Here is a 13,954-nt window from a genome sequence, read left to right as displayed (position 1 = left end):
ATGGTAGAAACGGTAGTATCTTTAGGATTAGCGGTTGATGAGAAGTTAGTAATCAAAAAAAATAGACTTACGTCAGTAAATATTAATGAAAAGGCTAAAAGAATATGTATTATAACAGGTCTTCATGGAGATGAACTTGAAGGTCAATATGTATGTTACAAATTAATAAGAAAAATTAAAGAAAATATTAAATACTTAAATGGAATTGTTGATATATATCCATCTTTAAATCCGCTTGGAATAGATTCAGTACATAGGGGAATGCCAACATTTGATTTAGATATGAATAGAATATTTCCAGGATCTGAAAGCGGAGCAATGGCAGAACATGTTGCAGCTAAAATTATTGAAGATATAGAAGGGGCTGATATGTGCATAGACCTGCATGCAAGCAATATATTTTTGAGAGAAGTGCCTCAAGTTAGGGTAAGTGAGCATATAAAGGATAAATTAGTACCTTATGCAAAGCTGTTGAATATGGATTTTATATGGGTTCATCCAGAATCTACTGTTCTGGAATCAACACTTACATATAGCTTAAATAATAAAAATATACCAACATTGCTTGTAGAGATGGGGGTCGGAATGAGAATTACACAAGAATATGGGGATCAATTAGTGGAAGGTATATTTAATTTAATGAAAAAATTAGACATATGGAATGGTAAAGTAAGTCCTGTAAGAGATCCCATAATATCAACTGAAAAAGAAGTGAAGTTTATAAATGCTAATTCATCAGGAATATTTATGCCTTGTGTAAAACATTTGGATGAAATAAAAAGAGAAGAAAAAATTGGAGAGATTTTTAATTCCTTAACTGGGGAAATAGAAGAAGAGGTTATTTCATCTTGTGATGGAGTAGTATTTACATTGAGAGAATACCCAGTTGTTTATGAAGGATCACTTATTGCGAGGGTACTTGGAGGCGTAAAATGATAAAAGAAATAATATATACATTAAAGTCACCACATAGAGATGATATGAGAATAACAGGATATAAATTTGGAAAAGGTGGAAAGTCAGCATGCATAGTAGGTGCAATAAGGGGAAATGAGATACAGCAATTATATACGTGTTCTCAATTGATTAAAACTTTAACTAAGTTAGAGCAAAGGGGAGCAATTTCAAGACATAGCGAAATTCTTGTGATTCCTTGTGTAAATCCTCATTCAATGAATATCGGAAAAAGATTTTGGACAATGGACAACACTGATATAAATAGAATGTTCCCAGGAGAAGTACATGGGGAAACAACTCAGAGAATTGCAAGTGGTGTTTTTGAACAAGTTAAGGATTATACGTATGGAATACAGTTTGCTAGTTTTTATATGCCTGGAGATTTTATTCCGCATATAAGGATGATGGAAACAGGATATCAGAGTCCAAGTCTTGCAAATTTATTTGGACTTCAGTATGTGTTAATTCGTAAGCCCAAACCTTATGATACCATGACATTAAACTATAATTGGCAGATGTGGAATGCAAGTGCCTTCTCTTTATATACAAATGCTACAGATCAAATTGATGAAGTTTCTGCCAAACATGCAGTAGTGGCTGTATTAAGATTTTTAACTAGAATGGGAGTCATAAAGTATACTAGTCACAGTGGATACATAGCTAGTGTTTTGCAGGAAGATGATTTGCTTTCGGTAAAGACTACTACAGGTGGAATATATAGAAGGTTAAAAAATCCAGGAGATGGAGTGGAAAGAGGCGATGTTCTTGCAGAAATAATCCATCCATATGAAGGTGAAATCATTGAAAAAATTACATCTCCTACTGATGGAATAATCTTTTTTGCTCATAAGTCACCAATGGTCATGGAAAATGTGGTTGCATATAAAATAATAAGAAGACTTCATGAGTAAAATTTACATAACTATTATGAATATTAGCTTTTGATAATTGAAAGTTATATTCATAATAGTTATTTTTTTTATCATAAATTTTAAATGATATTTTGATTAAAGTAGTAATAAGTATTACATAATTATTATAAAGTATTAAGAAGTATATGTTTTCAGGAAGAATATATTTAAAAATAGTATTAACTTTTATTGACATATGATCATATAATTGATACTATAAGTATACTAATTATATAGGAATTATAGGAATTATAGGAGGGAACAATGGAAAGTACATTTTTTTCAAAATTTATAATGATAACAAGCTATAAACCAATAATATTTATAGCGATTTTAATAGGTTTATTCTATGGACTTTATAAGTTAGAAAAGGCTGGATTAAACTTTTCAAAACGTATGATTATTTCAACTGTGGGAGGATTATTACTTGGAGTTATAATACAATTTATAGCAGGATTTCCAAGCAATACAGGGGATGTTACCTGGATAGGTGAGGTTACAAAATGGTATGGGTTAGTAGGAAATGGATTCATGGACCTATTAAAAATGTTAGTAGTACCATTAGTTTTTCTTTCAATGTTAAAAGTTATAATAAACATGGATGAAAAACAAAGTTTAGGAAAACTTACTTCTAGATCGATATTTGTTTTATTAGGAACTACAGCTATTGCTTCAATAGTTGCTATAATAATCGGAAATTTATTTAGACTTGGCGTTGGAGTTGAAGCAATCCAAAGTAAAGCTGAATTAAAAGAAATAACATCTTTTGTAGATACTATGAGAGGACTTTTACCAGCAAATCCAATAAAAGCAATGGCAGATGCAAACATAGTGGCTGTTGTTATATTTGCAGCATTTCTTGGAATAGCTATAAGAAAACTAAATAAGACTAACAAAGATATTATAAAACCAGCAATAGATGTTATAGAGGCATTCTATAACATAATGACTACTGTAGCTAGAACAGTTATCAGATTTATGCCATATGCTGTATTACCACTACTTTCAAATACAGTTGCATCAAATGGAATATCAGCAATAATAAATGTGGTTAATTTCATAGTTGCTTTATATGTAAGTGTTATTATTGTATTTGTAATTCATCTTGTAATAATTTCGCTTAATGGCTTAAATCCTATTCAATATTTAAGAAATGTAATTGAGCCGTTAGTTTTGGCTTTTACATCTAGATCAAGTCTTGGAACTTTACCTGTTACTATTGAGACTTTGAATAAAAAGGTTGGAGTTGAAAAAGGAATTGCAAGCTTTGCAGGAAGTCTTGGAGCTAATATGGGAATGAATGGCTGTGCTGCTATATATCCAGCATTAATGGCTGTTACAATTGCAAATATGTCTGGAACTCCAATGGATTTTAGCTTCTACGCTATGCTGGTAATTACTATAATTATAAGTTCATTTGGAATAGCTGGATTACCAGGAACAGCAATAATGTCAGTATCAGTAGTAATATCAGGAATGGGAATGGGAAGTTTCTTCCCTCTTGCAGGAGGAATACTTGCAATAGATCCGATATTAGATATGGCGAGAACAGCGCTTAATGTTGATGGATCAATGGTTACAGCAGTAACAGTTGCTAAGAGCTTTAATGAATTGGATAAAGATGTATTTAATAATGTTCAGGATAAAGTCATAGCAGAAGGAAATTAAAAAATAGAATTAAGATATTAAAGACCATTAGGTGAGAATATAAATCACCTAATGGTCTTTTTGAATTGAAAGTGTATTAATAATATAAACTAACTTTAAAGACTTTATTATTAAGTGAAACTTGATTACGTTGTATTTTGGACTTCATCTTAATATTGGCTAAACTTATATAATGTAGTATAGCTGCTATCTTCAACTTAAAGAAGTATGAGTGTTACAGTAATAGAAATAAAATAAACAATAAATTATTGACAAAACTGTTCATACTGTATATATTGTATATATACAGTATGAACACAAAGGAGGCGAAGTAGTAATTTGAAAATATTACTTTCTAATAAATCTGATTTGCCTATTTATGAGCAAATTAAAGCTCAAATAAAAGAACAAATTCTATCAGGCGAAATTTTAGAAAATGAGTTTTTGCCATCAATAAGACAGCTGGCGAAGGACTTAGGCATAAGTGTTATTACCACAACCAGAGCTTATTCTGACCTTGAAAGTGAAGGGTTTATAGCAACTCTTAGAGGAAAGGGAAGTTATGTACTTCCTAAGGATAGCGAAATGGTAAGGGAACAATATTTAAAGAAAATAGAAGAAGCCCTCATGGTTGCTATTGAAAATGGGAAACTAGCTAATATATCAAATGATGAATTAGTGGTTATGCTAAAAACATTGGCAGATGAGCAAATTACATAAAGTGAAAAATTTCAGGTTGAGTTTTATACTCAAGCTGAATTTAGTTGAACTTATCCAGGAGCGTGCAGCCGTTATAAGGGAGTGTTACGGATGCTAGCTATCGGATAGAATATGTGGAAGTTTAATTATTACAATGCACGTTATTATTAAGAATATGATTTTAAGGAGTAGGGAAATATGAATGCACTTGAAATAAAGAATTTAAATAAAACATTTGATGGCTTTGAACTTAAAAATATAAATTTGGAATTGCCAAAAGGTTATATATTAGGATATGTGGGACAAAATGGTGCTGGGAAAACAACGACTATAAAACTCATAATGAATCAATTAAAAAAGGATAGTGGAGTAATAAAAGTATTTGGCAAGAGTTATGAGGATGGAGAAGAAGTTTATAAAGACATGATAGGATTTATCGGAGATGAATGCTATTTTCCAATAAATTTTACATTAAAAGATGTAATTAGTACGCTAAAAGATTTTTATACTTCATTTGATGAAAGCAAATTTAATGAATATGCTGAAAAATGGAACCTTCCTTATAAGAAAAAAATAAAAGAATTTTCAAAGGGAATGAAAGTTAAATTATCTTTTGCAAGTATTTTATCAAGAAATACAAAACTTCTTCTATTAGATGAACCAACAAGTGGCCTTGATCCAGTAGTTAGAAATGAAGTTTTAGAGATATTACAGGAATATATAGCGGATGGAGAAAAAAGTGTTCTATTTTCAACCCATATAACAAGCGATCTTGAAAAGATAACAGATTATCTATTCTTTATTAATAATGGAGAAAAGGTGTTTTATGATATAACAGAGAATGTACTAGAAAATCATCTATTGGTTAAAGGTGGTCTTGATGATTTAACAGAAGAATTAAAAGAGAAGTTAATTGGATATAAGTCTTCTAATTTTGGATTTGAAGGATTAATTGATTCAAAGAATAGAGAGTATATAAGTAAAGATTTGCTAGTAGAAAAACCATCAATGGATAACATTGTGATATTTTATATTAATGGAAAAAGGGATCAGTAATAAAGTATTCTATGCATATACGTTGCAAGAATAATTCTCCATCATAATTCTAAAAATATTGCAAGAATTTTAACTGGAATTGTGAATTGTGACATATATATTATGTTTTAGTATTAATTATATGTAGAATTTATAAAGAGAAAGAGGTTTTAAAATATGAGTAGATCAATAAGTTACTTAAAATTTGATTTAAGATTAATAAAAGAAAGTATTAGGCTTTATGTGTTAGCACCAGCGATATTTTGTGCTTTATTTATGTTTTCAGGAGAAACATACAGTATGGCATTATCATACTTATTTTTCTTTTTAATAATTTTAGCAACAATACCGTTTAGTACTCAAGGGAATGAAAAAAGCACTCAGATGTATTATATGTTTCCTGCTAAAATTTCTGATATGGTTCTTGGAAGGTTTTTGTATTTAATAGGTATAGCTTTGTTTATATTTCTCATTAATACATCTATTGTGACCTATCTATATCAGATTAATAGAATTCAAAATTTTGAAATTTTAACAATGTTCTTTTGTGGGTTAATGAGCTTAATAACCTGCTTTATTCAATATCCTATATATTACAAGTTTGGAATGGAAAAGGGCAAAGCAGTATCATTATTAGTATATCTTTTACCTGCATTTTTCATATTTGCGTTACCATCATTTTTGGTAAATAAGGATGGTTTTATATTAGAGAATTCTTTAGATTTTATTATAAATAATAAGTTAATATTAATAATTATCAGCATGTTAGTCACAGCACTTATAGGATATATTTCATATCTAATTTCATATAAGATATGTAAAGCAAAAGAAATATAGTGTGTAAAGATATTTGTTAAAAAATATTTAGAAATATTAAGTATAAATTAAGGTAAATTTAATATTTTTTTCTATCATTTATTAATCAAAAATATGTATAATAGAAATATGATGAAAAGTAAATTATTAACATACATTGTATTTTTATCATCAAGTGAAACTTGATTCAGGTGGGGTTTGATCCCCATCTGAATCTTAGTTGAACTTATCCAGGAGCGTGCAGCCGTTATCTCCAGCTTAAAGAAGTGGAGTGTTACCGATGCTAGCTATCGGATAAATAATGAGTATTTACAGGGGGAAAGAAAAATGAAAATGAAAAAAACTTTGGCATTCATTATGACAGCAGCTTTAACTGTTGGAACAATGGCTGGATGTAGCCAAGCAACACTTAATTATGCACAGGAACTTTCAAATACGTCTAAATGGGAAGCAACAACATCAAGCATTGATGGAGACTTAAATATCAATGTAAAAGGAAAAGATGGAACTGAAACAAAACAAGAAATAAAATTTGCGGCTACTGGATATACAGCAAAAGACAAATCATATGTTGATATGACATTTACTGATCCAGCAGGAAAGCTTAATATTCCAGAACTTAAAGCATATTGCGATGGAACTACAAGTTATATAAATAAGAGCTTTTACCAAGGGATATCTTCTTTAACTGGACAAAGCGCTCCAACAGGTTTAAATAATATAACTCAAGAGTATATAGGTATTGATACAGAAGCATCAGGTGTTGATGCAACAAAATTAAAATCATTAATGACTCAACCAGATGGAATGGTTGAATTCGGAAAGATGATATTTGGAGGAAGCGCTGATCTTGATTTACCTTTCGTTCAAAATGGAAGAGAATATACAATAAATCTTGATGCAGATAAAACTGTAGATTTAGCTGCAAAAGCATTAAAAGCAACAGCTAATAATTTAGATAATCTTAATAGTACATTTAAGTTAGGATTGCCAGCTGAAAGTATTACACAGATGAAAACTGCTGCTAATAGCCCAGAATTTGATAAATCATTACCTGAAATTAAGGCATCATTAGCTGGAACAACTATTAACTCAAAAGAAGTATTTGCAGATAATAGTTATAGCTCAGATTTCAACATGAATTTACAAATTAAAGATTTTGGAACTATTGCATTAACTATGAAAACAACAGATACTAAGAGTGATGTCAAAGGGATAACTTTCCCAACTAGCACATTAAAAGTTTCTCAAGAAGAGTTTAATAAATTAATGGTTCCAGCAACAAACACAACTATAGCATCATCTACAAATGTAGTATCAAAATAATACTTTAAAATAATAAAATAAAAGCTTTATTAAAATGAACCACTTCCTATCAAACAGATAAGGAGTGGTTCTTTTTTTTGAATATATTTTTAGAATTAAAGTAAATTTCTGTATGAACATATTGTTTTGAACAATGAAAGATGTTAAGATAATTTTGTTCAAAATATGAACCGTATGGAGGGGGAAAATGAGTAAAGTAAGAACAGCAGTAATTTTAGCAGCTGGAATGGGATCAAGATTGCAGGATATAACAAAGGATATGTTACCAAAAGGATTTATAAAGGTAAATGGGAAAAGCTTGATAGAAAGATCTATTGAGAAATTACGAAGTCTAGGCATAGATAAAATTTATATAGTAACAGGACATTTGCATGAATTTTATGATGAACTAGCAAAAGATAAAAATTATATAGAAACAAGAAAAAATAGAAAATATAAAGCTACTGGCAGCATGACTTCACTATCAATTCTTGAAGATGAATTAAAAGAAGACTTTTTGCTACTTGAAAGTGATTTAATATATGAGGTTTATGCACTAATAAAGACTATAAATTTTGAAGAAAATGATTGTATTTTACTAAGTGGAAAAACAGATTCTGGAGATGAATGCTATGTAGAAGTTAGGGATAATAACTTATATAAAATATCCAAAAGAAGAGAAGATATAGGACATGTGTATGGGGAATTGGTTGGGATTTCTAAAATATCATTAGAGTTGTATAAGGAAATGCTGAAGCAATATAAAGAATTTAATAGAAAAATATATGATTATGATAGTATTTTTGAAGATAAGTGCGAGAAGACAAAGAAATACGATTATGAGGATGCAATATTTGATGCTGCTAAAAAAAGAAAAGTAGGATATTTAAAGATTGAAAATTTAGTATGGGGAGAAGTAGATGATAAAAATCATCTTGAAAGAATAAAGAAATCAATCATACCAAAGCTAGAAAAAATTTCGGAAGAGAGAGCAGTATAGAGGAAAATGTTTGGATATGCGTTAGGTTAATAGATTTTTTATAGTTAAGTTTTAACGTCTAGAAATATGCATATAAAAATGTAGAAAATAGGAGAGAGTGAAAGAATATGAAAACAGTTTATGTTGCTATGAGTGCTGATATAATTCATCAAGGACATCTAAATGTACTAAATGAAGCAAGAAAATTTGGAGATATAATAGTGGGATTGCATACAGATGAGGTTATAAGAGGTTACTGGAGAAATCCAATAATGAAATATGATGAGAGAAAAGAAGTGATTAGTAATATTAAAGGCGTTATATCTGTAGTTCCTCAAGAAAGCTTAGATCAAGTTCCAAACCTTCTTAAAATTAGACCTAACTATGTTCTTCACGGGGATGATTGGAAGGAAGGCTCGCAAAAAGAATTAAGAGAAAAAGTTATAGAGGTGTTAAAACAATGGGAAGGAGAACTTATAGAAGTTCCATATACTAAAGGGGTTTCCATTTCAAAATTAGATGAAGAATTAGCTAAAATAGGTATAACGCCTCAAATGAGAATGAAAGGCCTAAAGGAATTAATTTATTCAAAGAAACCCCTAAGAATACTTGAGGCTCATAATGGCTTAACAGGACTCATTGTTGAAAAGACTAAAGTTCAAAGGGATGGGAAAATAAAAGAGTTTGATGGAATGTGGATTAGTTCATTATGTGATTCAACAGCTAAGGGAAAACCTGATATAGAATTGGTAGATTTAACATCAAGATTAAATACAATTAATGATATTTTAGAGGTAACAACAAAACCTATAATAGTTGATGGTGATACAGGAGGACAAATTGAACATTTCGTCTATACTGTTAAGACTTTAGAAAGGTTAGGCGTTTCAGCTATTATCATTGAAGATAAAACTGGTCTTAAGAAAAATTCATTATTTGGAACAGAAGTGAAGCAAACTCAAGATACAATAGAACACTTTTGTGACAAAATAAGGGCTGGGAGAGAGGCGAGAGTAACTAGTGATTTTATGATAATTTCGAGAATTGAAAGTTTAATTGCAGGCGCTGGAATGGATGATGCTATAAAAAGGGCCAAAGCTTATATTGAAGCAGGAACAGATGGTATCATGATTCATAGTAAAGAAAAAGATGGAAGAGAAATCATTGAATTCTGTAGAAGATATAATGAGTTTGAAAATAGAGTACCTTTAGTAGTAGTCCCAACTTCATATAATTTTATGAAAGAGGAAGAGTTAATGGAATTAGGAGTTAACGTTATTATTTATGCAAATCATCTGATAAGAAGTGCATATCCAGCAATGGTAAATACAGCGAAAAGTATTTTAGAGAATGGGCGATCTAAAGAGGCTTCAATCAATTGTATGCCTATAAAAGAAATACTTACTTTGATTCCAGGAGGAATGTAAAGAAATTAAGTAAACAACTGAAATTATATATATTTGAGTGCTTGTTCCATTTTTTGACTATTAAAATATTATATTTGGAGTATGCCGAAAATATAGTTTTCATAAGCGTAATATTAAAGGAGTTAAAAAGAATGATTGAAGTAAAAGAGTTTTATAATGAGCTATTAAATAACAATATAGATTTCTTTACGGGTGTTCCAGATTCTTTACTAAAGTCTTTTTGTGCATACATTAAGGAAAATGTAGGTAGCGAAAAGAATATAATTTCAGCTAATGAGGGGAATGCAATAGGAATAGCGTCGGGATATCACTTAGCAACAAAGAAAATTGGCCTAGTATACATGCAAAACTCAGGTCTTGGAAATGCATTAAATCCACTTGCATCACTTACAGATAAATTGGTCTATAGTATACCAGTGCTTTTAATAGTTGGATGGAGAGGTGAGCCAAATAAGAAAGATGAACCTCAACATAAGAAACAAGGACTTGTTACAATGGAGACATTAGACCTTCTAAGCATTAAATATGATATTTTAGATAATAACACAAGCAATGATGAAATGAGGAAAAAGGTAAGGAACGCAAATAATTATATGAAGGAAAATAGCGAGCCATATGCATTGGTAGTGAAAAAAGATACTTTTGATGAATATCAAATAAAGTATGATGAGACTTTGGAGTTAGAAATGACTAGGGAAGATGCTATAGAAATATTAATATCTAAAGCGAAAGAAAAATCAGTTGTAGTATCGACAACGGGAATGGCTTCGAGGGAACTTTTTGAGTTGAGAGAAAGATATAATGGAGACCATAGTAAGGATTTTTTAACAGTAGGATCTATGGGACATGCATCTCAAATAGCATTGGGTATTGCATTAAGCAGAAAAGACAGAGATGTCTATTGTATTGACGGAGATGGTGCTTTAATAATGCATCTTGGCGGTTTGCCTATAATAGGAAATCAAAATACAGATAATCTTAAGCATATTTTGATAAATAATGGAGCTCATGATTCAGTAGGCGGTCAAGAAACTGTAGGATTTAAAATAGATACTTTAGCAATTGCTAAAGCTTGTGGATATAAAAAATTCTACTCGTGTAGTTCAAGAGATGAATTAGTTAGGTTATCGGAAAAAATAAGCAATGAGAAAGGTCCTATATTTTTAGAGATAAAAGTAAAAAAAGGTTCAAGAAAAAATTTAGGAAGACCTACAACAACACCAATTGAAAATAAAGAAATGTTTATGAAATTTTTAGAGAATTAATATAAATGTAGCAAAAATAATTCTTCATCACAATTCTAAAATATTTCAAGAATTTTAGAATTGTGAATTATGAAACGTGCATTGTGAATTGCAACATACACATGTTATAAAAATTTCAGTTCATTGAAGCCTGTTTTAAATAATTATACAATGCAAGCAGGATACTTTGAATGAATTATATTATTTAGAATTTATGTATAAAAAAAATAGACAGGCATGCTGAGTTGTTGTTTTTTTTGATAATACGGTATAGGAGGAAATTAATTTGGAAATCAGAAGAAATATATTATTAAATCCAGGACCAGCTACCACATCGGATACAGTAAAATTCGCTCAGATTGTACCAGATATTTGCCCAAGAGAAAAAGAATTTGGGAGCATTATGGAGTTTATATCAAGAGAACTTACTGAATTTGTAGGTTCAAATGAAAAGTATACAACTATATTATTTGGAGGATCGGGAACTGCAGCAGTTGAGGCGATTTTAAGTTCGGTAGTTGATAATAAAACCATATTGATAATTAATAATGGGGCTTATGGCAAGAGAATGTGTGAAATTGCAGAAATATATAATTTGAATTATATAGAATTTAAAAGTTCTCAAATAGAAACAATAAACTTAAAAGAGTTGGAAGAAGTAATTAAAAAGAATAATGAAGAAAATAAAATAAATAATTGTGGAGTTATAAGTCATTTAGCGGTAGTCCATCATGAGACTACAACAGGGATATTAAATGACATAGAATTATTAGGTGAAATTTGTAAGAAATATAGTATTGAGATGATAGTAGATGCAATGAGTTCATTTGCAGGAATTCCTATAGATATGGATGAGATGAATATAAGATATTTAGCATCGAGTTCAAATAAATGCATACAAGGTATGGCAGGAATAAGCTTTGTAGTAGCAGATAAGAAGGCTTTGAATAAAACTCAAAGTATAAAACCTAGAAATCTCTACCTTAATATATACAAACAATATTCATATTTTAAAGATAATTATCAAATGAGATTTACGCCGCCAGTTCAAATACTTTATGCATTAAAGCAGGCAATAATAGAGGCTAAGAACGAGACAATAGAGAAGAGATATAAGAGATATAAAGAGTGTTGTAAAATTTTATGGGATGGACTAGATAGACTTAATTTAAATAGACTAATAGATAAAAACATATCATCAATGCTTTTGACTTCAGTAATTGAGCCACAGATAAAAAATTATAAATTCGATAGATTACATGATTACTTATATAATAGGGGATTTACTATATATCCAGGAAAGATATCTTTAGAAAACACATTTAGAATAGCTAATATAGGTGATATATATCCAGATGATATGAGGAGATTTGTAAAAATATTAGAAGAGTATTTTACAGGTATTATATAATAATACCTGTATTAGCCTAATCTTCATAATTAAAAAATCTTTTAAATATTAGTGTTAATAGAAGAACTATAACCGATATTAAGGCAATAGTACCACCAGGTGCACTATTTATATAATAAGAAGATATAAGTCCTATCATAACATCTACAAAACCAAAAATAATAGCAAAAATTAGGGTTTTAGTGAACCCTTTTTTTAATTGCATGGCTGTTGCAACCGGAACTACTATGATTGATGAAACAACAAGGATACCCATAACTCTTATAGAAAGAGAAATTGTTGCACCAACAAGCAAAGTAAAAATATAATTAACAAGCTTAACGTTTATTCCAGCTGTTTTTGCTCCATTTTCATCAAAAGTTACATATATTAATTTGTTGTATAGAAATAGAAGACATATAAGGCATATTCCTCCAACGATAGCGATTAAGAATATGTCAGAGTCTGTTACAGTTAAAATACTTCCAAATAAAAACGAATCTACTTTAGCTGAAGCTTTACCACTACTTATTAAAATAATAGCTATTCCTAAACTCAATGTCAGAACAATTGACATGACAAGTTCTGCGTATTTTTTATAATACGTTCTTAGAAATTCTATTACAAGAGCACAAATGCTAGTAAATGAAAATGCAGTTAAGAGTGGGTCAACTCCTAAAAGAAGACCTATTGCGACTCCAGCAAAAGATGAATGGGACAATGTATCACCAATCATTGAATAACGTCTAAGAACAATAAAAAGTCCTATAAAGGGACACAGTATAGAAACAATAAAGCCAGCAATAAATGCATTCTGCATAAAACCTAATTGAAACATAAATTATTACCTTCCTAAATATAGTTTAACCACTTAAATTATGTTGTAAAATGAATCTTCAGATTCTAGATATCTTTTAAAATCATCCTTTGTATATAATTTCATAGCACAATTCTCTAATTTTAAAATGTGTGTTGAATACTTTAATGCAACCTTAGTGTTGTGTTCAACAGAGATAATAGTTTTTCCTAAATCCTTATTTAAACTTTGGAGTAGAGGATATATTTCATTTTGGCTCTTTTCATCTATTCCAGTTGATGGCTCATCTAATATTATTAGATCGGGATCACCTATTAACGCTCTAGCAATAAAGATTCTTTGCTGTTGTCCACCTGAAAGGTTTCCTATCAACTTATTGCTAAATTCACTCATGTTTACATTTTTTAGAGAACTTTGAATGCACTTTGAATTCTTAATACCTACTGTTTTAGCATGACACGATAGAACTTCCTTAACTGTTATTGGAAATTCTGCATTGAAATTATCCAGTCTTTGTGAAACGTATGAAACTTTATTAGAATCTAAACTTATGCAACCACTATCAGGTTTTAAAAGACCTAATATAAGTTTTACTAGTGTACTTTTACAACTTCCATTTTCACCAAGTATAGATAGATAAGTTCCTGTAGGTATATTAAGATTAATATTTTTTAATAAATCTGTTCCTTTTGTATAAGAAAACGATAGATTTTTTATAGTAATCAAA

At 29.8% G+C, this 13,954-nt stretch carries 13 protein-coding genes; 11 read left to right on the top strand and 2 right to left on the bottom strand.

Annotated elements, in window-relative coordinates; translation table 11 throughout:
* The 11 genes from PZA12_RS21350 to PZA12_RS21300 all read left to right on the top strand — a co-directional run bounded on the left by PZA12_RS21350 (position 1) and on the right by PZA12_RS21300 (position 12,431).
* The gene (locus tag PZA12_RS21350; RefSeq protein WP_103697602.1) at positions 1-936 is read left to right on the top strand and encodes a M14 family metallopeptidase; all 936 of its coding nucleotides are present in this window, start codon (positions 1-3) and stop codon (positions 934-936) included.
* Positions 933-1,868 carry a M14 family metallopeptidase gene (locus PZA12_RS21345; protein ID WP_103697601.1) on the top strand — a complete coding sequence of 312 codons (936 nt, stop codon included), beginning with the start codon at positions 933-935 and terminating at the stop codon, positions 1,866-1,868. The genes PZA12_RS21350 and PZA12_RS21345 overlap by 4 nt, the downstream gene beginning before the upstream one ends.
* 264 nt (positions 1,869-2,132) lie before the next feature.
* The gene (locus tag PZA12_RS21340; RefSeq protein WP_103697600.1) at positions 2,133-3,536 is read left to right on the top strand and encodes a cation:dicarboxylate symporter family transporter; all 1,404 of its coding nucleotides are present in this window, start codon (positions 2,133-2,135) and stop codon (positions 3,534-3,536) included.
* Positions 3,537-3,854: 318 nt separating this feature from the next.
* On the top strand, positions 3,855-4,235 hold the full coding sequence (locus PZA12_RS21335) for a GntR family transcriptional regulator (protein WP_017212540.1): 381 nt from the start codon (positions 3,855-3,857) through the stop codon (positions 4,233-4,235).
* A gap of 177 nt (positions 4,236-4,412) precedes the next feature.
* Positions 4,413-5,270 (top strand): ABC transporter ATP-binding protein, encoded by an 858-nt coding sequence (locus PZA12_RS21330; protein WP_078114501.1) that lies wholly within the window; start codon positions 4,413-4,415, stop codon positions 5,268-5,270.
* A gap of 156 nt (positions 5,271-5,426) precedes the next feature.
* Positions 5,427-6,086, top strand: coding sequence for an ABC-2 transporter permease (locus tag PZA12_RS21325; RefSeq protein WP_078114502.1), 660 nt, complete (start codon positions 5,427-5,429; stop codon positions 6,084-6,086).
* 306 nt (positions 6,087-6,392) lie between these two features.
* Positions 6,393-7,391, top strand: a complete 999-nt coding sequence (locus PZA12_RS21320; protein WP_103697599.1) for a hypothetical protein — start codon at positions 6,393-6,395, stop codon at positions 7,389-7,391.
* Between the two features lie 187 nt (positions 7,392-7,578).
* Positions 7,579-8,370, top strand: coding sequence for a phosphocholine cytidylyltransferase family protein (locus tag PZA12_RS21315; RefSeq protein ID WP_078114504.1), 792 nt, complete (start codon positions 7,579-7,581; stop codon positions 8,368-8,370).
* Between the two features lie 107 nt (positions 8,371-8,477).
* On the top strand, positions 8,478-9,776 hold the full coding sequence (gene aepX, locus PZA12_RS21310) for a phosphoenolpyruvate mutase (RefSeq protein ID WP_077830754.1): 1,299 nt from the start codon (positions 8,478-8,480) through the stop codon (positions 9,774-9,776).
* A 131-nt stretch (positions 9,777-9,907) separates the two neighbouring features.
* Positions 9,908-11,041, top strand: coding sequence for a phosphonopyruvate decarboxylase (gene aepY, locus PZA12_RS21305; RefSeq protein WP_078114505.1), 1,134 nt, complete (start codon positions 9,908-9,910; stop codon positions 11,039-11,041).
* 265 nt (positions 11,042-11,306) lie between these two features.
* Positions 11,307-12,431: a 2-aminoethylphosphonate aminotransferase gene (locus PZA12_RS21300; RefSeq protein WP_103697598.1), complete on the top strand. Its 1,125-nt coding sequence runs from the start codon at positions 11,307-11,309 to the stop codon at positions 12,429-12,431.
* Positions 12,432-12,447: 16 nt separating this feature from the next.
* Here PZA12_RS21300 and PZA12_RS21295 read toward each other — a convergent pair whose 3' ends face one another.
* Together PZA12_RS21295 and PZA12_RS21290 are read right to left on the bottom strand one after the other, a co-directional pair.
* Positions 12,448-13,248: a metal ABC transporter permease gene (locus PZA12_RS21295; RefSeq protein ID WP_041899814.1), complete on the bottom strand. Its 801-nt coding sequence runs from the start codon at positions 13,246-13,248 to the stop codon at positions 12,448-12,450.
* Positions 13,249-13,281: 33 nt separating this feature from the next.
* Complete coding sequence (locus PZA12_RS21290) at positions 13,282-13,953, bottom strand: metal ABC transporter ATP-binding protein (RefSeq protein WP_041899812.1); 672 nt, start codon at positions 13,951-13,953, stop codon at positions 13,282-13,284.
* Position 13,954 lies beyond the last annotated feature (1 nt).

Origin of the sequence: Clostridium beijerinckii (assembly GCF_036699995.1) — a bacterium.
Classification (GTDB): Bacteria; Bacillota; Clostridia; order Clostridiales; family Clostridiaceae; genus Clostridium; species Clostridium helianthi.
This window is presented reverse-complemented; position numbering and strand designations above follow the sequence as displayed.